At 40.4% G+C, this 21,766-nt stretch carries 22 protein-coding genes; 16 read left to right on the top strand and 6 right to left on the bottom strand.

The window, feature by feature from the left end; all coding sequences use genetic code 11:
- Nucleotides 1-137, top strand: a 137-nt coding sequence (locus tag LC033_RS13950) for an IS3 family transposase (RefSeq protein WP_226569445.1), incomplete at its 5' end; no start/stop codon positions are given.
- A gap of 56 nt (nt 138-193) precedes the next feature.
- Here the strand turns inward: LC033_RS13950 and LC033_RS13945 are convergent.
- On the bottom strand, nt 194-1,087 hold the full coding sequence (locus LC033_RS13945) for a YegS/Rv2252/BmrU family lipid kinase (RefSeq protein ID WP_226569441.1): 894 nt from the start codon (nt 1,085-1,087) through the stop codon (nt 194-196).
- 167 nt (nt 1,088-1,254) lie between these two features.
- On the opposite strand from LC033_RS13945, the gene LC033_RS13940 reads away from it, so the two are divergent.
- From LC033_RS13940 to LC033_RS13915, 6 genes are all read left to right on the top strand, one after another.
- Complete coding sequence (locus tag LC033_RS13940) at nt 1,255-1,692, top strand: BrxA/BrxB family bacilliredoxin (RefSeq protein WP_226569440.1); 438 nt, start codon at nt 1,255-1,257, stop codon at nt 1,690-1,692.
- 196 nt (nt 1,693-1,888) lie between these two features.
- Nucleotides 1,889-2,653, top strand: coding sequence for a transporter substrate-binding domain-containing protein (locus LC033_RS13935; RefSeq protein WP_226569437.1), 765 nt, complete (start codon nt 1,889-1,891; stop codon nt 2,651-2,653).
- 126 nt (nt 2,654-2,779) lie between these two features.
- Nucleotides 2,780-3,433: an arginine ABC transporter permease ArtQ gene (gene artQ, locus LC033_RS13930; protein ID WP_226569444.1), complete on the top strand. Its 654-nt coding sequence runs from the start codon at nt 2,780-2,782 to the stop codon at nt 3,431-3,433.
- Nucleotides 3,426-4,148 (top strand): arginine ABC transporter ATP-binding protein ArtM, encoded by a 723-nt coding sequence (gene artM / locus LC033_RS13925; RefSeq protein WP_226569435.1) that lies wholly within the window; start codon nt 3,426-3,428, stop codon nt 4,146-4,148. The genes artQ and artM overlap by 8 nt, the downstream gene beginning before the upstream one ends.
- A gap of 117 nt (nt 4,149-4,265) precedes the next feature.
- A complete protein-coding gene (locus LC033_RS13920) occupies nt 4,266-5,219 on the top strand; it encodes an aromatic acid exporter family protein (RefSeq protein ID WP_226569433.1) in 954 nt (317 codons plus the stop codon).
- A 53-nt stretch (nt 5,220-5,272) separates the two neighbouring features.
- A complete protein-coding gene (locus tag LC033_RS13915; protein WP_226569431.1) occupies nt 5,273-5,794 on the top strand; it encodes a L,D-transpeptidase in 522 nt (173 codons plus the stop codon).
- A 27-nt stretch (nt 5,795-5,821) separates the two neighbouring features.
- Here the strand turns inward: LC033_RS13915 and prli42 are convergent, their stop codons facing one another.
- Nucleotides 5,822-5,914 (bottom strand): stressosome-associated protein Prli42, encoded by a 93-nt coding sequence (prli42, locus tag LC033_RS13910; protein ID WP_264188764.1) that lies wholly within the window; start codon nt 5,912-5,914, stop codon nt 5,822-5,824.
- 101 nt (nt 5,915-6,015) lie between these two features.
- Between prli42 and mce the strand changes: the two genes are divergently transcribed.
- The 4 genes from mce to LC033_RS13890 are packed head-to-tail and all read left to right on the top strand — an operon-like array spanning nt 6,016 to nt 9,514.
- A complete protein-coding gene (mce, locus tag LC033_RS13905) occupies nt 6,016-6,438 on the top strand; it encodes a methylmalonyl-CoA epimerase (protein WP_226569428.1) in 423 nt (140 codons plus the stop codon).
- Nucleotides 6,425-7,897, top strand: coding sequence for an acyl-CoA carboxylase subunit beta (locus tag LC033_RS13900; protein WP_226569426.1), 1,473 nt, complete (start codon nt 6,425-6,427; stop codon nt 7,895-7,897). The genes mce and LC033_RS13900 overlap by 14 nt, the downstream gene beginning before the upstream one ends.
- A gap of 16 nt (nt 7,898-7,913) precedes the next feature.
- Entirely contained in the window at nt 7,914-9,035 is a 1,122-nt protein-coding gene (locus tag LC033_RS13895) for a M20/M25/M40 family metallo-hydrolase (RefSeq protein WP_226569424.1), read from the top strand.
- A 14-nt stretch (nt 9,036-9,049) separates the two neighbouring features.
- Entirely contained in the window at nt 9,050-9,514 is a 465-nt protein-coding gene (locus tag LC033_RS13890; RefSeq protein WP_226569422.1) for a chemotaxis protein CheW, read from the top strand.
- A gap of 622 nt (nt 9,515-10,136) precedes the next feature.
- Here LC033_RS13890 and LC033_RS13885 read toward each other — a convergent pair.
- Complete coding sequence (locus LC033_RS13885) at nt 10,137-10,955, bottom strand: membrane protein insertase YidC (protein WP_226569420.1); 819 nt, start codon at nt 10,953-10,955, stop codon at nt 10,137-10,139.
- A gap of 26 nt (nt 10,956-10,981) precedes the next feature.
- Entirely contained in the window at nt 10,982-11,263 is a 282-nt protein-coding gene (locus LC033_RS13880) for a hypothetical protein (RefSeq protein ID WP_099726714.1), read from the bottom strand.
- A gap of 98 nt (nt 11,264-11,361) precedes the next feature.
- Here LC033_RS13880 and LC033_RS13875 point away from each other — a divergent pair, with 98 nt between their 5' ends.
- Together LC033_RS13875 and gnd are read left to right on the top strand one after the other, a co-directional pair.
- Entirely contained in the window at nt 11,362-12,618 is a 1,257-nt protein-coding gene (locus LC033_RS13875) for a DNA polymerase IV (RefSeq protein ID WP_226569418.1), read from the top strand.
- Nucleotides 12,619-12,716: 98 nt separating this feature from the next.
- Entirely contained in the window at nt 12,717-14,126 is a 1,410-nt protein-coding gene (gnd, locus tag LC033_RS13870) for an NADP-dependent phosphogluconate dehydrogenase (RefSeq protein ID WP_226569416.1), read from the top strand.
- Between the two features lie 290 nt (nt 14,127-14,416).
- On the opposite strand, the gene zwf is transcribed toward gnd, so the two are convergent.
- The gene (gene zwf / locus LC033_RS13865; RefSeq protein WP_226569414.1) at nt 14,417-15,892 is read right to left on the bottom strand and encodes a glucose-6-phosphate dehydrogenase; all 1,476 of its coding nucleotides are present in this window, start codon (nt 15,890-15,892) and stop codon (nt 14,417-14,419) included.
- A 222-nt stretch (nt 15,893-16,114) separates the two neighbouring features.
- Between zwf and rnz the strand changes: the two genes are divergently transcribed.
- Both rnz and LC033_RS13855 read left to right on the top strand, forming a co-directional pair.
- Nucleotides 16,115-17,047: a ribonuclease Z gene (gene rnz / locus LC033_RS13860; protein ID WP_226569412.1), complete on the top strand. Its 933-nt coding sequence runs from the start codon at nt 16,115-16,117 to the stop codon at nt 17,045-17,047.
- A gap of 130 nt (nt 17,048-17,177) precedes the next feature.
- Nucleotides 17,178-18,494, top strand: coding sequence for an aspartate aminotransferase type Ic (locus tag LC033_RS13855; protein WP_226569410.1), 1,317 nt, complete (start codon nt 17,178-17,180; stop codon nt 18,492-18,494).
- 43 nt (nt 18,495-18,537) lie between these two features.
- On the opposite strand, the gene LC033_RS13850 is transcribed toward LC033_RS13855, so the two are convergent.
- Nucleotides 18,538-19,302: an alpha/beta fold hydrolase gene (locus tag LC033_RS13850; RefSeq protein WP_226569408.1), complete on the bottom strand. Its 765-nt coding sequence runs from the start codon at nt 19,300-19,302 to the stop codon at nt 18,538-18,540.
- A 429-nt stretch (nt 19,303-19,731) separates the two neighbouring features.
- On the opposite strand from LC033_RS13850, the gene LC033_RS13845 reads away from it, so the two are divergent.
- Nucleotides 19,732-21,345, top strand: a complete 1,614-nt coding sequence (locus LC033_RS13845; RefSeq protein ID WP_226569406.1) for a M20/M25/M40 family metallo-hydrolase — start codon at nt 19,732-19,734, stop codon at nt 21,343-21,345.
- The last annotated feature ends 421 nt before the right edge of the window (nt 21,346-21,766 follow it).

The following is a 21,766-nucleotide window of genomic DNA, read 5'->3' as shown; positions in this document are numbered from 1 at the left end:
TTAACAGGATTGATCGAACTACGACCAACATCGTAGAACGCACTGTCAAAGAATACATTTATTATTATAACAACATTCGTATTCAAACAAAACTAAACAACCAATCACCGATAAACTATACGCAATTGGCTGTATAAAGGTGTTTTGATCCCTGTCTCAAAAACGGGGGTCAGTCCCTGAAGTCGGGCGTTTTTTATTCTGATGGAACAATAAAGGTCAAGTGTTGTTTTAATACCTCGAGGGAAGAGGGAGATGTCATGTAGACTTCACCATCTGTATCTACATTCATTTCCTCTTTTGTGTGGATATGAATACGAGATGCTTGTATGAGAGACAGGTCTCCGGTAAAATCCTCTAGCTCTTCCCGATTCATTGAAAATATCTCTTTTAAAGCAGAGAAACTAGTATTTCTGCAAATTAAAATCTCAGCTTTTCCATCATCAATTGCGGCATTTGGTAAATCAATTTTATTTGTTCCGATAAATTGTCCATTCATCACTAGGACGAACACGGCTTCCTCTTCCCAGTTTTCCTCTTCGGTTTCAATACGTACGTGAAAAAGATCTGTTTGCTGAAGGGTCCGAATGGCACTCGTAAAATAGCTGATTTTTCCCAGTAAGGCTTTTTCTTTGTTATTAATATTATTGGAGGTGTCTGCAATAAGACCAATCCCCCAGAAGTTTAAAAAGTATCGATCTTCGGCTTTCACGAAGTCAACCTTTTTTTTCTTCCCGTCTACAATCATTTGAGCGGCTTTTTGCATTTGTTGAGGAATGCCAAGCGTTCTAGAAAAGTCATTGCATGTCCCGCCCGGTAATATCGCTACAGCTGGCCTTTTTGCTAAACCACCGATACCGTTCATACATTCATGTACGGTTCCATCTCCCCCTATTATAATCAGCAATTCAACTGTCTCATCTATCGCACGGCAGAAATGATAGGCATCCCGTGGCAATTTCGTTGGTTTAAGTATGAGTTCATCAATATATAGAGAAAGAAGAGGAACTGTTTGACCTAATGTTTTTTCTATGTTTTTTTGTCCAGCATTTCCATTATATATAAGCATCGCTTTCTTAATTTGTGCCATCATGCAGTTCTCCCTTATATCTCTTTTTCATTACTTTTCCCCAATTTGACAGCTCATAAACGATGCGCGGAAAAAGAGAGATGGGAACAGACAACACATTTGCTCAAAGGCGTTTTCCTTGATATGATGGAGAAAATGGTTTTGGTACGTAGAAGGAGTGGACGGATATGAATATTGATTTTAATTTATTTATGAATGATATTGTGAAACAAGCGAGAGAAGAGATTAAGCAAGCAGGCTACACAGAACTGACAACAGCTGAAGAAGTAGATGAAGCACTGACTAAAAAAGGAACGGCACTTGTCATGGTCAATTCAGTATGCGGCTGTGCTGGCAGTATTGCAAGGCCAGCTGCTGGTTATTCGGTTCATTACGATAAGCGTCCAGATCAATTGCTAACAGTGTTTGCTGGACAGGACAAAGAGGCAACGGCAAGAGCACGTGTATACTTTGAAGGTTTCCCGCCGTCTTCACCATCATTTGCCCTATTAAAGGATGGAAAGATCATCAAAATGGTGGAGCGTCATGAAATTGAAGGACACGAGGCAATGGAAGTGGTGTCAAAACTTCAGGCCGCTTTCGATGAGCATTGTGAAGAAATATAAAATGGTACTTTTGGACGAATAAATATGAAGCAGTCCGGTCTTTTGATCGGTCTGTTTTTTTGTTTTATAAGGCATAAGAATCAAAAAAATTTTAGAAAATTACTATTGCATATCAAAAAGAAAGTGTTTAAAATACATTATAGTGAATAAATATTCAAATCTACACATAAGTTTAAATACTGGGAGGCATTATCATATGAAAAAGTGGTTATTATTACTTATGACAGCTGGTCTGGCAACTGCAATAGCAGCGTGCGGAACTTCTTCTAATAATTCAAACGCATCAGGGGATGACAAAACACTCGTTATGGCGACATCAGCAGATTATCCGCCATTTGAATCAAAAGATGGCGATAAAATTGTTGGTTTTGATGTAGATCTTGCAAAAGCACTTGCGAAAAAGAATGGCTATAAACTAGAAATTCAAGACATGGACTTTGCGAGCCTTGTATCAGCACTTAAAACAAACAAAGCTGATATTGTTCTTGCAGGAATGACGCCTACAGAAAAACGTAAAAAAGAAGTTGATTTCTCTGATGTATATTACAATGCAGAAAACATGGTTGTATCAAAGAAATCAAGCGGTATAAAAACAGAGAAAGATTTACAAGACAAAACAGTTGGTGTTCAATTAGGATCTATTCAACAAGATGAAGCAAACGATTTGCAAAAGAAATATAATTTAAAGGTTGAAGATCGTAATAAAATTTCTGATATCATTCAAGAAATCAAAGCAGGACGTTTTGATGCAGCGATTATTGAAGACAAAGTGGCTGCTGGTTATTTAAAAAAGGAAAAAGATTTCCAATCGTTTGGACTGAATAGCTCAAACGAAGGTTTAGCCATTGCATTCAAAAAAAATAGCGACTTAACAGAGAAATTCAATCAATCATTAAAAGAAATGAAAGATAATGGCGAACTTGATCAATTGATTAAAAAATGGTTTGCTGATGAAAAGTAAGTCAAGAAAAGGATCAGCGTCATTCATGAAAATTAATTAGAAAGCGCTGAAAAGTTCAACATGTGTTGAACTTTTTCCTGTTTATTCTTTGATTTCATATGAAGGCAAAAAAAGGAGAATGTAATGATGGATTTTAAAGATGTAATACCTCAGATGCCCTTTATTTTAGAAGGTCTTAAGGTCACGCTTTCTATTGTAGTCGTGTCACTCTTCATTGGTTTTATTTTAGGGATTTTATTAACGCTCTGCAAAATCAGTGTATTTAAGCCACTCATTTGGCTTGCAGATTTTTATACATCGATTTTTAGAGGCACACCGCTTGTGCTTCAGCTGCTCATTATCTATTTTGGTCTGCCCCAACTGATTGGCTTTCAAATCGATCAATACACGGCTGCTGTTGCGGCATTTTCACTAAACTCAGCGGCATATGTATCTGAAATTATTCGTGCGGGTATTAATGCGATTGATAAAGGTCAAAAAGAAGCGGCCGTTGCTTTAGGCATACCTTATGCTAAAATGATGAAGGACTTATTGCTTCCGCAAGCATTTAAAAATATTTCCCCTGCACTTGTGAACGAAACGATTACACTGACAAAAGAATCTGCTATTGTCACAGTCATAGGACTGGGCGATGTCATGAGACGAGCCTATCAAGCAGGTGCCGTCACGTATAATTATCTTGAACCGCTTATTTTTGCAGGTCTCATCTATTATGTCATCGTGCTTGTTCTCACCTTTGTCGGCAAATCGGTGGAAAGGAAGTTAAAATTAAATGATTAAAATAGAGAAACTAACAAAAACGTTTGGCAAAAATGAAGTACTGAAAGGAATTGACACCACCATTAAAGAAGGAGAAGTTGTCTCAGTCATTGGACCATCTGGTTCAGGAAAATCGACGTTCCTTCGCTGCATCAACTTACTTGAAAAGCCGACTTCAGGTGTCATTACGATTAAGGATACAGAGATCACAAATTCAAAAACCAATGCACTAAAAGTCCGCGAAAACATTGGCATGGTGTTTCAGCATTTCCATCTGTTTCCTCATAAAACCGTGCTAGAAAATATTACGTATGCTCCAATGAATGTGAAGAATCAATCGCAGGAAGACAGTCTCAAACAAGCGGAAGACCTTTTAAAAAAGGTAGGGCTTTTAGAGAAGAAAGATGATTATCCAAATCGTTTATCCGGCGGTCAAAAGCAGCGTGTGGCGATTGCACGTGCCCTTGCGATGACACCAGATATTATGCTGTTTGACGAACCAACTTCTGCACTTGATCCTGAAATGGTGAAAGAAGTATTAGAGGTCATGAAAGAGCTGGCTCAATCCGGGATGACGCTCGTAATCGTCACACATGAAATGGGCTTCGCAAAAGAAGTGGCCGACCGTGTGATCTTTATGGATGACGGGAAAATTGTGGAAGATGCGAATCCTGTGCAATTCTTTGAATCACCGTCTTCGCAGCGTGCTCAAGACTTCTTGCAAAAAATATTATAATTAAAAAAACAGAAGGAGACTTAACATCTTCTTCTTTTTTTGATTATAATGGGGAAAGTAAAAATACATCATTTCACAAAAGTGAATGGAACAAGACAGAAAAGAGTGAATCACATCATGTTTAAAATCGGCTACCGAACGCTGAAAACAGCATTAGGAACAGCTATAGCCATTTATCTTGCACAAATGCTTGGCTTGCAAAATTATTCAGCTGCTGGGATTATTACGATCCTGTGTATTCAGGTGACGAAAAAAAGGTCACTCTTAGCATCAGGTGCCCGGTTTGCAGCATGCAGTCTTGCGATTTTATTTTCTTATTTATTTTTTGATCTGATTGGTTATCATCCTTTCGTCATAGGGCTCATGCTGCTCATCTTCATTCCGACAACCGTTTTGCTCCGAATTAAAGAAGGGATTGTCACAAGCTCTGTCATCATCCTTCATCTTTACATGTCTGGCGGGATTACCCTTCATCTCATTTGGAATGAGCTTCTACTGATCACGATTGGTGTTGGTGTAGCACTCATAATGAACCTGTATATGCCAAGCGTTGATAATAAGCTGAAACAATACAGTGAACAGATTGAAACCAATTTTGCAAAAATCTTTGAAGAAATCGAACAATATTTAATGACAGGGAAACAGGACTGGACAGGAAAAGAAATACCAGAGACACATCAATTGATCAAGGAAGCAAAAGCTCTCGCATATTGTGATGTTGAAAATCATGTGCTAAGACATGAAAATCTGTATTATCATTATTTCAACATGAGACAAAAGCAATTTGAGATCATTGAGCGTGTGCTTCCAAAAATTACATCCATTTCCATCACAACAGAGCATGGACAAATCATTGCAGAATACGTCAGAGACTTACGCGAACATATTCACCCAGGCAACACGGCGCATAAGTTTTTAAGACGCCTCATTGATATGAAAGAAGAGTTCGATGCTCTTCCGCTTCCACAAACACGAGAAGAATTTGAAGCAAGAGCCGCACTTTTTCATTTCCTCGGGGAAATGGAACAATATTTAGTGCTGAAAAGCTATTTTAAAGGGATGAAAGAATAGAGACGCATGAGTTCCTCCTTCATTGGTCAATCTAATGAAAAAAGGAGGAGTCTATGCGTCTTTTATTTTACACCGTGTTGACCATGTCCCTTTCGCCTATCTGGCCGATTGGGCAGAATCCGCTTCCAGGAGATCCATATGTCATTATTAATAAACAAACGAATGAACTTGCTTATATTGATCATGGAAAAGTACAAGAGGTATATCCTGCTTCTACAGGGAAAACAACGGGTTTAACGCCAGAAGGTGAATTTACCATTATGATCAAAGCGAAAGATCCTTATTACAGAAGAAAAAATATAGAAGGTGGCGCGAAGAATAACCCCCTTGGGCGAAGATGGATTGGATTTGATGCACGAGGAACAGATGGGAGAACCTATGGGATTCATGGGACAAGTGACGAAACATCGATCGGGAAATTTATCACGGCAGGCTGTGTGAGACTTCATAATCAAGATGTAGAAAAGCTGTTTGAACAGCTTCCAATTGGAACAAAGGTGTGGATTACGAAATCAAACGATTCATTTGAAAAGCTAGCCAAAGACAAACAGGCCATTCGTTTATCGAACGAATAACCTGCTTGTCTGCTTTTATCAAAACCCTTATAAAAAGGTTGCCGCTCCTGCTAAAAGTGAAGAAATTAACAAGAGGCTAATCATGAGCAATACCATACATTTCATGAATTTCTGAGACATAACGCACCCCTATAACCGAAAATTTTTGCGACGAGCGCACCTTTCTTTATTTTATCTGGTTTTTTCACATGCGACAAGTGATCAAAAAAGGAAGTGAATGGATGAACCAAATCGATCATATCGCCATTGCTGTCTTTTCTATTAAAAAAACAAGTCAAACGCTTCACCACCTGTTTAACTGGCAATTTTCAGACATAAAAGAAATTCCTGAGCAGGAGATCAAGGCGTCCTTCGCTCCACTAGGTGACCTGCACATTGAATTGATTGAACCGATGTCAGATCACAGCAAACTACATACCTTCTTAACGAAAAGAGGAGAGGGGGTTCATCATATTGCATTAAAATCAGGTGATATTCAGGTTGACCTTAGTCAACTTGACCAGCTAGGCGTACAGCTCATTCAAAAAACTGCACAATTGGGGGCTAATGGAAAGCGCATCGCGTTTATTTCACCAAAAGAAACATCGGGTGTTTTATTTGAATTGTGTGAGGCCTTGAAAGGAGAGAAATATGGCGATGAATGAATCGTTCAATGACTTGTCTAAATGGAGAAAGAAGGCTTTAATGGGCGGTGGTGAAAAACGAGTAATCGTTCACCGGAACAAAGGAAAGCTATCTGTTCGTGAACGGCTTCATGAACTTCTTGACCAAGAAAGTTTTATGGAAATCCAGCCGTTTGCAAAAGGTCACCGGTCAGAGCATGTAGGTGACGGTGTGGTCATTGGTACGGGACTTATTCATGAAAGACCCGTATGTGTCTATGCACAAGATGCGACGGTATATGGGGGCTCGTTAGGCGAAATGCATGCCAAAAAAATCGCTTCTTTAATGGATTTGGCGGCTCAAAATCAAATGCCTATCATCGGTCTAAAAGACTCAGGTGGTGCGAGAATTCAAGAGGGTGTGGTATCATTAGAAGGATACGGTCAGATTTTTAAACGTAATGTGCTGTACTCTGGTCAAATCCCGCAAATATCCGTTATTTTAGGTTCTTGTGCTGGAGGTGCAGTTTATTCTCCTGCATTGACTGATTTTGTATTGATGACGGAGCAAACAGCCCATATGTTTTTAACTGGTCCGAAAGTCATAGAAAAAGCAACAGGAGAAACGGTCTGTCCTGACCGGCTTGGCGGTGCAAGTGTTCAGCATCAGACAAGCGGGAATGTGCACTATACTGGGAAAGATGAAAAGGACGTGTTACAAGCGGTTCGAACTCTTTTAACGTACATACCAACGAAACAACAGACGGCTATTCATGCGACGAAGGCATCAAAGCATGATGCCATTGATCCAGGCACGATATTGCCAAAGGATCCATCACGCACCTATGATGTCAAACAAGTGGTAAAAGCGATAACTGATCACGGCTCATTCTTTGAAACCCAGCCTTGTTTCTCGAAAAATATCGTCACAGGTTTTGGCAGATTAAAAGGGTCTTCGGTTGGTTTTGTCGCCAACCAGCCAAAGGTGCTGGCAGGCAGCCTTGATCTTGACGCTGCTGATAAAGCAGCCAGGTTTATTCGGTTTTGCGATGCGTTTCATATCCCCATTTTAACCCTTGTAGACGTCCCCGGATTTTTACCAGGGGAGAAAGCCGAGCATGCGGGGATTATCCGTCATGGTGCGAAGCTGCTATATGCGTACGCTGAGGCGACTGTCCCAAAAATTACTGTGATTTTAAGAAAGGCGTTTGGCGGGGCATATGTTGCTATGAATAGCAAGGGATTAGGCGCTGACTTTGTTTATGCATGGCCAGATTCAGAAATTGATGTCATGGGAAAAACGTTCGCAGATGAAATTGTTCATCCTGCATCACGAGAGTTTGACATGGAACCCAATGTCGTGAAAGCGGCTCAGTTAGGGCTGATAGACGATATTTTAACGCCTTCTGAAACGAGGGAGCGGTTGATTCGCTCATTTGACCTGCTTCGCAGTAAAAAAGAAGATAGACCGTTAAAAAAGCATGGCAACATGCCGCTATAAGAGGAGGAGCACCATCATGATCAATGAGAAACGCTTATTAGACGAATTTTTAGAACTCGTTCAAGTCGATTCCGAAACAAAACATGAAGAAAAAATTGTTGAGGTTTTAAAAGAGAAATTCAATCAGCTTGGACTTAAGGTGGTCGAAGACGATTCAAAAGCAAAAACTGGTCACGGTGCAGGTAACCTGATCTGCACACTTGAAGGAAAACAAGAGGCTGATACGATCTATTTCACTTCTCATATGGATACAGTTGTTCCAGGTAACGGGGTCAAGCCAATCGTTGAAGACGGATATGTCAAGACGGATGGAACAACAATTCTTGGAGCTGACGATAAAACAGGACTTGCCGCTATGTTTGAAGCGATTAGGGTGCTGAAAGAGAAAAATTTACCACATGGAACCATTGAATTTGTTATTACGACAGGTGAGGAATCAGGACTTGTTGGAGCAAAAGCGTTAGATCCAAAGCTGATGACAGCGAAATATGGCTATGCCCTCGATTCAGATGGCAAGGTCGGTACAATTATTGTAGCTGCGCCAACACAGGCAAAAGTACGTGCAACCATTTACGGGAAAACAGCTCACGCAGGTGTTGCACCTGAAAAAGGTGTGTCTGCAATTACCATTGCATCAAAAGCGATTGCCAGCATGCCGCTCGGCCGCATTGACGAAGAAACAACGGCGAATATCGGCCGTTTTGAAGGCGGAACACAAACGAATATTGTTTGCGATCAAGTCGATATTCTTGCAGAGGCACGCTCTTTAGAACCTGTAAAAATGGAAGCACAAGTAGCAAAGATGAAAGAAGCCTTTGAAAAAACCGCTAAAGAAATGGGCGGAAGTGCCGATGTACAAATTGACATCATGTATCCAGGCTTCAAATTCTCTCACGGCGATCAAGTCGTTGAAGTGGCGAAAAAAGCGGCTGAGAAAATCAGCCGGCTTTCAGAACTACAGACAAGCGGGGGAGGCAGTGATGCAAACGTCATTGCTGGGAACGGCGTCCCAACCGTCAACCTAGCTGTTGGATATGAAGATATTCATACGAAAAACGAGAAAATGCCGATTGAAGAATTAGTCAAGACAGCTGAAATGGTTCTCGCCATTATTGAAGAAACGACAAATCCATCGTAAAGGCAGGAGACTCTGTGAACACGCAAAAGATCATTATTTTCCGAGTGGGACAAGAGGATTTTGGCATCAGTGTAGAGCATATTCGTTCGATTGAGAAGGTCCCTTATTTACAAGAAGTATCGAACCTTCCAAAAGAAATTAAAGGACTCATGTCATTAAGAGGAGAGGTCATTCCAGTCAGTGACACAGGCGTCATGCTTCACGGAAAGCCGCTTGATGTAACCGAACAGTCCAAGGTTTTACTATTTGAATTAAACGATCAAATGATTGGGTGCCTTGTCTCAGATGCAAAAGATATCATTGATATCCAGCTAAGCGAGATCAAGCCATTTCATATGAACACAAAAGCATCTGAATATTTCTTCGGCGTCGTTGAGAGAGAAAACAAGATGATTTTGCAAGTGGACCCAAGTAAGTTTCTTGGAAAAATTGAGGATCTCGATCAATTATCAGAGCGAATGAAAGAGGAATTGGCATAAAGAAAAGCCCCTTATCCGTTGATAAGGGGTTTCAGTAGAACCGTTGATGGGCTATATTTACATACTGCTTTAGCAGTTTTGAATGAATATAAATACATACATTCCGTTTTAAAATGGCTAAATAAACTTTCTATGCAAGCATTATCCCAAAAGTTTCCTTTTCTCGACATACTGGCTTTCATTTGATATTTTTTGAGTAGATAGTGGTAGAGGCGGGATGTGTACTGGAAACTCTGGTCGCTATGCAGGAGTACTCCTTTACATTTCGTTTTTTTTTTTTGCTTTTTTAAGAGTGTCTACTACAAGTTTCAGGTTATTCCTTCGACAAATCTGGTAAGCAACGATTATACAAGTCTTTCATCACAGACAGGTACAGTTTTTGGCCGTTGATCATTAAATAGGTAAGATTGCCTTAATAGATTTTCGGATGATGGCCCAGATCCTCAATTCATTCATCAGGCGTTGAATACGATTGTGGTAGTCCATACTTTTTTGTCAACCATAATACCTCATAAGTTTTCCGTGTTTCCCCATAAAAAATCCCCTCCATTATAGACAGATTAGTATGCTTTCTTTTTTTGTCTACTATGAGGGTATCATATCATTGATAAGGGGCTAATTTTTATTTAGCAGCTGGGTTTACTTGGTCGTTTGCCGCAGCTTTCGTTTTTGACTTTTGGTACATCACATTTAAAATAATGGTTTGAATGGTGAGTAAAAGTCCGCTTGTCATCCAGTATAAAGGAAGAGCAGCGGGTGCATTCATTGAAAGAAATAGCATCATGATTGGAAAAATCATGCCCATGATTTTAGCTTGTTTTAGTGCAGCCTCTGTTTGGATACCTGATTGCTTTGCATATCTTTGTGTGACATAAAATTGCAAGAAATACATAGCACCTGCAAGGATCGCCACCAAAAGATCGGTTTGTCCTAAGTTAAACCATAAAAACGAATGCGTGGCAATCTCCGGTGTTGAACGAATAGCCGAGTAAAAGCCAAGAACAATTGGAATTTGAATCAGCATAGGCAGACAGCCCATCGCCAGCGGATTCACATTGTTCTCTTTGTATACTTTCATCATGTCCATTTGCAGTTCTTTTTGTTTTTCAGGTTCTTTCGTTTTCTTTAATTTGCTTTGTATTTGGTCAATCTGTGGTTTGATCAGTGCCATTTTCTCCTGCATGACTCTTTGTTTCTTAAATTGGTTGGCAAAAAGCGGGAAAATGAGCAGGCGGACAATCAAGGTCACGAACATAATGGATAAACCATAATCATCATGAAAGAAGTTCGCAAGCCAAATGATCAACTCAGAAAAAGGCTGGACAAAATAATGATGGAAAAACCCATCAGAGCTCGTATTCGTTTGCGCACTTGCAGCATAGGCAGGTGACGTCATCATCATCAAACATAAAGTCGTACAAACAGTTAATAAACGTTTCAATTCATTTCCTCCTCAATAATAGAAATCTAATTAGAGAGAGGGAGCGAATGGTCTTCATCATCATTTGATGATCTTTTCATTCGAATGACTTTACTAATCCAAGTTGTAATGCGATCATATATGATAAACAGAAAATCTGTTCGATTCAAGCAAGATGCGTCCAACTCTTCCAAACGATGTCCGCCAAGGTGCTCGTTCATCCGGCAGTCTTTTAATAAGAATGCAATGCCGATGGCCGTCAGCGCTGGAAGAATAATCGTAAAGAATTCAACAAGGAAAAAGACTTCATTGAATGTATCGATGATCATGATTATCACATCCATTTCATTACTCACAGTGTACTATATACCATATGAATTGTCTATTCGAACAAACCGAAGATGAGATAGATGAAGGAGGCAAGTAAATGGCTGATTCTCAAAGGAAGGGACGAATCATTTTTCATATTGATATGAATAGTTTTTATGCATCGGTAGAAATGGCGTATGATCCTTCTTTGAGAGGGAAGCCTTTAGCCATTAGCGGAAATGCGAAAGAGCGTAAAGGGATTGTTGTGACTTGCAGCTACGAGGCAAGAGCATTAGGAATAAAGCCGCCGATGCCATTGTGGGAAGCAAAGCGGCTTTGTCGAGGACTAATTGTCCTTACACCAAACTTTGACCGGTACCGTAGCTCCTCACAAGAAATGTTTACGATACTAAGAGAATATAGTGATTTAGTGGAACCAGTATCGATTGATGAAGGTTATATTGATTTAACAAATACACCATATGCCGAGCATGCGGTGAAAACCGCACATGACCTTCAGATGAGGCTTGTAGAAGAACTCATGCTTCCTTCAAGTATCGGTATTGCACCGAATAAATTTTTAGCGAAAATGGCCTCTAATTGGAAAAAGCCAATGGGTATCACCATTTTGCGTAAACGAGATGTCCCGCATATGCTCTGGCCTCTTCCAGCAGGTGACATGCACGGCGTTGGACAAAAAACGGCAGATAAGTTGAAAACAATCGGAATCCATACGATTGAAGATTTAGCAAAAGCGAATGCGTATGCGTTAAAAGAATTGTTAGGCATCAATGGACCGAGATTAAAGCAAAAGGCGAACGGAGACCATAACGGCATCGTTGATCCAGAAAGGATATACGAATTTAAATCCGTCGGCAATTCTTCAACCCTGCCTCATGATTCAGATGATACAGATGAACTCATCAATTTAATCGATAAGCTGTCACAATTGATAAGTGCAAGATTAAGGAGAAAAGAAATGATGGCGAACCGGCTGCTTATCATGATTCGGTATGCAAGTTGGAAAAATATCACACGTAGCGTTATGCTCACGAATCCAACCGATCGGAAGGAAGATCTTTTTGAAGCGGCAAAGCAGTTATTCCTTAAGCACTGGAATGACCAACCGGTGAGGCTCTTAGGTATGACGGGGACAGATCTTGTTGAACGAAAATCAGCCGTCAAACAGCTTGATTTATTTTCTTATACAGAAGATGCAAAAGAAGAGCCGCTCCAATCCATTTTAAATGGTCTTAAAGAAAAGTATGGAAAATCATTGGTTCAAAGAGGGATAACCATTAAGGAAAAAGAGAGCAGAACAAGCGGTACAAGTTTTAATAAAGACTTTTTTCAGGACGAAAGAGGAAATGACTAGCCTGAAAACTTGATAAAAGAGGTGATATTGTGGTAATTTCAAAGGGTACATCATTTCAGCAGTAATCAACATAGTGTGTTAGAAGGGACGTCAGAATTATGTCAAAACAACAAATCGGTGTGGTTGGACTAGCCGTTATGGGGAAAAACCTTGCCCTTAATATTGAAAGCCGCGGTTTCTCCGTGTCCGTTTATAACAGATCTAGCAGCAAAACAGAAGAGTTTCTTCAAGAATCAAAAGGCAAAAACGTTGTTGGAACATTCAGCATTGAAGAATTTGTTCAGTCGCTTGAAACCCCGCGTAAAATTCTTTTAATGGTGAAAGCTGGTGCAGCAACAGATGCAACCATTCAATCATTACTTCCTCACTTAGAAAAAGGTGACATTTTAATTGATGGTGGAAATACATATTACAAGGATACACAAAGACGTAATCAAGAGCTTGCAGAAAGTGGAATTCATTTCATTGGTACAGGAGTTTCCGGGGGTGAAGAAGGTGCATTGAAAGGCCCATCTATTATGCCTGGCGGTCAAAAAGAAGCCCATGAGCTTGTGAAACCAATTTTAGAAGCGATCTCTGCGAAAGTAGACGGCGAGCCTTGTACAACGTACATCGGTCCAGATGGAGCAGGGCATTATGTCAAAATGGTCCATAACGGTATCGAGTATGGAGATATGCAGCTCATCTCTGAATCATACTTTATCTTGAAGCATGTCGCTGGATTATCAGCACAAGAGCTTCATGAAGTATTCTCAGAATGGAATAAAGGCGAGCTTGACAGCTACCTCATCGAAATTACAGCCGATATTTTCACAAAAGTGGATGAAGAAACGAACCAGCCGCTTGTGGATGTCATCTTAGATAAAGCTGGACAAAAAGGAACTGGAAAATGGACAAGCCAAAGCTCACTCGATCTAGGTGTACCACTTCCAATTATCACGGAGTCTGTTTTTGCACGCTTTATTTCTGCGATGAAAGATGAGCGTGTTGAAGCAAGCAAATTGATCCAAGGACCTGAGCCGACTCAATCATCTGAAAATAAACAAACGCTTATCGAAGCTGTCAGAAAAGCACTATTCATGAGTAAAATTTGCTCCTACGCACAAGGTTTTGCGCAAATGAAAGCAGCATCTGATCAAAATAACTGGGATCTAAAATACGGTGAAATTGCCATGATCTTCCGCGGTGGGTGTATCATTCGTGCAGCCTTCTTACAACAAATTAAAGAAGCATATGACCGTAACCCTGAACTGAAAAATCTATTGCTTGATCCTTACTTCAAGGATATCGTGGAAAGCTATCAATCATCACTTCGTAAAGTCATTTCACTTTCAGTAGAACAAGGAGTTCCTGTTCCTTCATTCTCAAGTGCACTTGCTTACTTTGATAGCTATCGTACATCGGTCCTTCCAGCGAACTTAATTCAAGCACAACGTGACTATTTCGGTGCACATACGTACGAACGCACAGATAAAGAGGGCGTATTCCATACTGAATGGATGAAATAAGGATAGAAACACGGAAAACCTTAACCTTACCTTTGGTAAGGTTAGCTTGTAGAGAAACTTATGTTTTTCTCCAAGCTTTTTTGTTTTAAATGGTTTTGATGTGTTTTCATCTTTATGAAAGAAACAGAAAAAGGCTATAACACCCCTAGCCTAGCTTCGCGGCCGTTTGAATACTCCTTTAGCATTCATTGCTATGATAAGTTTGACTTTTCAACTGTTGAAATGACGAAAACAGGGCTTTAAAAAAGAGCAGAACCCCCTCGGGAGACTGCTCTTTTTTAGTATCGATTTTATATATTCCACCAATGATACCCGTCTTTTTCTAGAAGTTGATCTGCTTCTTTCGGTCCCATAGAACCAGCAGGATAATTTGGTTTTAACGATATAGTTTCTGCCCATTTCTCAGAAATCGGATCAACAAAGTTCCAAGAAAGTGCCACTTCATCCCAGTGAGCAAAGTTTGTTGCATCACCTAACAAGCAGTCATGAATCAGCTTTTCATATGCTTCTGGTGTATTCATGATATCGTTATAGTTTGTTTGGTAGTCGAGTTTAATCGGTTTGGCATATGTTCTACCATCAAGCTTGCGAGCGTTCAGGTGAAGGGTAATGCCTTCATCCGGCTGAATGTGAATAACGAGTAAGTTTGGGTGCATGTAATTCCCGTTTCCATAGTATAGGTTCATTGGAATGTCTTTAAATTGAACCACGATTTGAGTGGATTTCTTTTCTAAACGTTTCCCTGTACGAATGTAAAATGGCACGCCAGCCCATCTAAAGTTATCGATGAGTAGTTTTCCTGCAACAAATGTTTCCGTATTTGAGTTCGGGTCCACATTTTGCTCTTCAAGATAGGAAGGAACCATATTGCCATCAATCGTACCAGCATCATACTGCCCGCGGACAAAGAATTGATCCACCTCATCTTTAGAGAAAGGACGAAGAGCGCGCAATGCTTTCCGTTTTTCGCTTCGGATTTCCTCTGTATTGAGTTTAATTGGTGGCTCCATTGCTAAAAGTGCGACAATCTGAAGCATATGGTTTTGGACCATATCTCTTAGTGCACCAGAACTTTCATAATATCTAGCCCGGTCTTCAACACCTAAAGATTCACTAGATGTAATTTGAATGTTTGAAATATAGCGGTTTGTCCAAAGTGGTTCGAAGATGGCATTTGCAAAACGGATGACTTCAATGTTTTGAACCATCTGTTTACCGAGATAGTGGTCAATACGATAAATTTGATCTTCTGTAAAAGCATCACGAATCTCTTCATTTAACGTTTTGGCACTAGGCAGGTCATGTCCAAATGGCTTTTCGATGACAAGTCGTGACCAGCCGGTAGTTTCTGATACGTTTTCACTCTTTAAGAACTTCGCAATCGTTCCGAAGAATTCCGGTGCCATAGCTAAATAGAACATACGGTTATTTGGGATACTGTATGTATCTTCAAGGCCGGAAAGCAGAGTGTTGAGTGCCTGGTAGGATGCAGGGCTTGATACGTCAAAATCATGGTAATAGAAATGAGAAATGAATTCCTCTGTTTTCGCCTCTGCATCCTCAAAAGAGACAGATTCTTTTACCACAGCTCTGAGGTCCTCGTGAGACCACGGGCGACGTCCAACACCTACAACGGCGAATTGATCTCCAAGCTTTCCGCTATGATAAAGTCTATGTATAGAAGGGTAGAGCTTGCGTTTTGCAAGGTCTCCTGTTGCGCCAAAAATGATAATTACTGCTTTTGGATAGTTAGTTTCTGTATTCACGAAAAGTACCTCACTTTATTCGTAGCATTGTAGTAAAAACCGAGAATGTATGTACATTTTATTTATTTTATAGGTTCATTGTTCGTAAAGCAAACATTTGATTCGACTTTTTCTGCTTAGGTTTGACTTTTTTAAAAAATTCCGCTGAATTCACATTTACCCTGTCTTCATGTATTCTATATGAATGAAGATATTGTAAACCGGCTGTAGGAGGAAAAAGTAATGGAACTGCTCTTTTTAGGAACAGGTGCAGGTATTCCTGCAAAAACAAGAAACGTCACTTGCACAGCACTTAAGCTTTTAGAAGAGAGAAAAGCAGTGTGGCTTTTTGATTGCGGAGAAGCGACGCAGCATCAAATATTACATACAACGATTAAACCAAGAAAGATTGAAAAAATCTTTATCACGCATATGCATGGTGATCATGTATATGGTCTTCCGGGACTACTTGGTAGCAGGTCTTTTCAAGGCGGAGAGGATGAATTGACGATATATGGTCCAAGCGGAATCAAAGCCTTTGTCAATGCGGCACTTTCAGCTACACAAACGAATTTAACATATCCACTGCATATCATAGAGATTAATGAAGGCATCGTGTTTGAGGATAATACGTTTCAAGTAGAAGCAAGACGGGTATCTCACGGAGTTCCAGCTTACGGTTATCGGGTTGTGGAAAAAGATGTACCCGGTGCACTAAAAGCCGAAGACCTAAAAGAAATCGGTGTAAAACCTGGCCCTTTGTATCAGAAGTTAAAAAACGGGGAAACCGTTATACTTGATGATGGAAGAAGGATTGATGGAACCGATTATTTGGAACCCCCTAAAAAAGGGAGAATTGTTGCCTTTTCAGGAGATACTCGTTTGTGCGAGAATATAACAAAGCTTGCCAAGAATGCGGATGTGTTAGTCCATGAAGCAACATTCGGTAAAGATGATGCAGAACTAGCCTACAATTATTACCACAGCACGACAGAACAAGCAGCGAAAACAGCGCAGGAAGCAGGCGTAAAAAAGTTAATTTTGACCCATATTAGTGCGCGTTATCAAGGAGAAGAGGCACTAAAACAATTACTGAAAGAAGCCCGCGATATTTTTCCGTTGACAGAAGCTGCACATGATTTCTCTTCTTTTACCATTGATCGAAGATCCCTGTAAAAATTGGATGAATCAGTTGTGTGATTTTTTTGATATTTATGATGACGCTCTTTTTCAGGTAGTGGTAAAATGGTGAAGAAAAAACAAATGACGAATGACACTATGAATGATACGGGAGGAACAATCAAAGATGAGCGGTTTTACAGCGTTAAGCGAAGCAGAATTGAATGATCGATATTCAACACTACAAAATGAGTATGAAACGTACAAAAGTAAAAACTTACACTTAGACATGTCTAGAGGGAAGCCTTCGCCAAAACAGCTCGATTTGTCGATGGGCATGCTCGATGTTGTGACATCAAAGGATGTGATGACAGCTGGGGATGGCACTGATGTACGAAACTATGGTGGCCTTACAGGCCTACCTGAAACGAAGCAATTTTTTGCAGATGTTTTGCATTTGAAGCCGGAGCAAATGATCATTGGTGGTAATTCCAGCCTGAATATGATGCATGATACGATTGCCCGTGCCATGACTCATGGCGTATATGGCAGCAAAACACCTTGGGGAGAGCTGCCAAAGGTAAAATTCCTTGCACCAAGCCCAGGGTATGACCGTCATTTTGCCATTTGTGAGCTATTTAACATAGAAATGATTACGGTAGATATGAAGGCTGATGGACCTGACATGGATCAGGTGGAAAAATTGGTCGCAGAAGATGAAGCCATTAAAGGCATTTGGTGTGTACCAAAATATAGTAATCCAGACGGAATTACGTATTCAGATGAAGTTGTTGATCGCCTTGCTTCAATGAAAACAAAAGCAGACGATTTCCGTATCTTTTGGGATGATGCTTATGCAGTTCACCATTTAACAGATACACCTGATACGTTAAAAGATATTTTTCAAGCAGTAGAGGAAGCAGGACATCCAAACCGTGTGTTTATGTTTGCATCCACTTCTAAAATTACATTCCCAGGCTCAGGTGTTGCACTCATGGCATCTAGTCAAGACAATGTGGGCTTTACTCAAAAGCAATTATCAGTACAAACGATTGGTCCAGATAAAATCAATCAATTAAGACACCTTCGTTTCTTTCAGAATCCCGAAGGCTTGAAGGAACATATGAAAAAGCATGCAGCCATCATTAAGCCGAAGTTTGACCTCGTTCTTTCTATCCTTGATGAAAAGCTTGAGGGAAAAGGCATCGCTGAATGGCACAAGCCAAATGGAGGGTATTTTATTAGTTTAAATACACTCGATCATTGCGCAAAAGCTGTTGTGCAAAAAGCAAAAGGAGCAGGTGTTAGACTGACAGGTGCAGGGGCGACATATCCATATGGAAAAGACCCGCTTGATCGTAACATCCGTATTGCCCCAACGTTCCCGACACTTGAAGAACTAGAGCAAGCGATTGACATCTTTACAATATGTGTTCAGCTTGTCAGCATTGAAAAGCTGCTAGCTGAAAAAAGTCAATCTGCCCCAATCCAATGGCATAAATAAAAGAAACTTCTTGACTGATGATCGGTCAAGGAGTTTTTGTTTATTAATTGGCTGTTTGATAATAGGAGACGGGTTGCTTTGCTGCACACCATACATCATAAATTGCAAGCTGAACAATATGCGGTTCATCGTGATGGATATAGTGTGAGCTGTTCTGCGCTTGAATCCATCCGCTTTGTGATGATAAAGACAGCATTCGTTTATGAAGTCTAAGCCAGGCCTCGTGGGCTGGATGAAACAATCGGCTTTTACCTGATGAAATGACAAGGAGCGGCATCATACCATAATGTGTTTGCTTCTTTTTAATCGTACTCAGCATTTTCTGAAAGTCCTCATGTGTACATTCTACTGTAAATTGCTCCATATATGAAGTGCGTTCTTCCTTTGATAAAAGCGGCAGGATGACCTGCTCTTGCTCCTCACTTGCCGGATCTAACAGCACCATGCCGATGACATCTTCTCTTCTGCGACTTGCCCATAATCGGCTGACAAGAGAGCCGAATGAGTGGGCGACAATGAGATAGGGCGGCTGAATATTGGCTTGTTTTAGTAGTGCATCTAAATCATCTGCTAGGTCATGCAAGGTTCTTCCTGCATGGCTTTCGCTGCTGTTTCCATTTCCTAAACGATCGTATAAGAAAACGCCAAGCTCTGGGTCAATGTCTGGCGCCATAGACGCCCACGTGTCGCCAGAGTTTCCGTATCCTGCTTCAAAGATAATCGTAGCTTGCTTTTTACCTTGACGATGCTTTGTATAAAACTGATGTCCATCTATATGATACGTTCTTTCAATCATTGCAGAGTTCATTCTTCCATCTCCCCTAAGTGGTTCTTTAGCTAAAAGACGGCACGAAAGGCAGAGATGTTTCTCTTAAAAACAAAAAAGATGCCAATTTCAAAAAATAGACACCTTTTTCTTATGAGATTTTACCATGTGCGATCGTATTGACGTGGACCTTCAATGGATGTATGAAGCTCTTTGGCGGCTCTACAGGAGGCTTTTACTGTTCGTCAAACGTGCGAGTATGTCATCTTCTAGTTCAACCTTACGTCCTGCATGAGCTAGCTGGAAGGCTGTTTTTGTTCCGTACGCTTGGATTTGTTTGAGGCAAATCCTTTATTGAATTGTATAGCGATTAGCCATTCAAAATTTCATCATAAAAGGTGCTCAAAGAATATAGCTTTTATATACGTTTTTGTATAATGGAGGGAAAGAGACAACAAAGGGGGAAAAGGGATGAAATGGCAAACGGAAAGTGAACTAAAAGAGCTGCTCACAGTTCTTATGCAGTATGAAAGCATATCTGGTACAACGGGGGAAGTAGCTTTAGCAGAATATTTATATTATTTGCTAAGGGAACGGTCTTATTTTGAGCAGAATCCTGATCATTTGGCTTTGCATCGAATGAAGGATGGCCGATATTATTTAACGGCTCTTGTGAAGCGAAGTACGCTGTCTCGTACAGTCTTGCTTCTCAGTCACTTTGATGTAGTCGATACAGAGGATTACGGAGAATTTCAACATATGGCGTGTAAGCCTGAAGAGTTGATGGCATCATTTTCTCAAAAAAGTGCTCTTCTTCCAAAGAGAGCAAGGGAGGACTTGGCCTCAGGAGACTGGTTGTTTGGAAGAGGGGCTATGGATATGAAAGCAGGTCTTACCGTGCAGCTCTCTATGCTGGAAAGAGCGATGACGGAGAAGTTTGAAGGAAATGTACTGCTCGTCACAGTCCCAGATGAAGAAGTGAATTCACAGGGAATGCTAGAGGCTGTCCCGACACTAAAGGAGCTCAAGGAGCAGCATGGACTTGACTATACCGCGTGTTTAAACAGTGAACCGATGTTTGAAAAACATCCTGGGGATGAGCACCAATATATTTATACCGGCAGTATAGGGAAGGTGCTTACTGGTTTTTTTTGTAAAGGGATTGAAACGCATGTAGGAGAGCCATTTTCAGGATTAAATGCGAATTTTATGGTATCTGAATTAAACAGGTTGTTAGAGCTCAATAGTGACTATTGCGAAGAAGTAGATGGTGAAGTGACGCCGCCTCCGACCAATTTGATGCAAAAGGACTTAAAAGGAGCTTATTCCGTTCAAACACCTCACACGGCTATTTCTTTATTTAATGTACTCATGATGAAACGCTCAAGTGAAGAGCTGCACGGGCTTCTCTACGAAACAGCGAAACAAGCAGCAGTTCAAATCGAGGCTAATATCAGAGAGAAAACAGCTGAATTTCAGCACTTTAAACATTTTAAACCGATTGACATGAGTATCACGGTTCTCACGTATCACGAGCTGTATCAAAAAGCCACTGAACGGTCAGGCGAGCAGGAAGTCGAGCGAATTGTCAATTATGCATTCGCCAACAGAGGTGAGCTTGGAGATCGTGACTTTTCAACAAAAATCGTATCAGAGCTAACGACTCTTTGTAAGGAAGATGGCCCACTGATTGTTCTGTTCTATAGTCCACCAATTTATCCTTCTGTGTCCTCAACAGATGATCCTCATATCAAGACGACCCTTAAGAAGATTCAGAGGAAGGCAAAGGAGGTTTATGGACTTGAAGTTGAAGAAGTGAAATATTTCCCCGGGCTGTCTGATTTAAGCTATATACAGCTTGAAAAACAGGATATAGGCGATTACAAGACCAACATGCCGCTTTATCAAAAAGGCTATTCATTACCGCAGGGAGAAAAGGAGGCGCTTTACGTTCCAGTCATCAACGTTGGTCCATTAGGAAAGGACCCGCACAAATGGACAGAACGGTTGCATGTCCCGTTCTCTTTTGGCATTTTTCCATCATTACTAGAATCAACGATTCATGCTTTATTAGAGAAAAGGTAAGCATATGTATCTGGAAAAATAACAAAAACAGAAATCGTCACATCACTTTGGGAGAGTTCGTGAGCTTGATGAACTCATACAGATATGTGATGAGCCACATTTGATCAATCTATCGTTGAAGGCAAATGGTCGATCAAACAAACCGACGAACAGTTGAAAGCATTACTTTACATGGAAATCATCACCTCGCTCAAATGAAAGCCATCAAGTCAATGATTGAATATACATGAGGAGATAATGGGATTTAAATCCAAACACTAGAAGTATGTGAAAAAAGCACCTGTTATCAAAACAGGTGCTTCCAGCTTGTAGACAAAGTCTACAAGCTTTTTTGTATAATAAGGGTAATAACACAATTCTGCGGGGGATGAACATGTTATCGAAACGTGAAGAAGAGAGAAGAAATCAATTAGAAGTAGTG

Source organism: Bacillus stratosphericus (genome assembly GCF_020524495.1).
Classification (GTDB): domain Bacteria; phylum Bacillota; class Bacilli; order Bacillales; family Bacillaceae; genus Bacillus; species Bacillus stratosphericus_B.
Note: the sequence above shows the minus strand (reverse complement) of the source record. Positions and strands in the feature narration are given on the sequence as shown.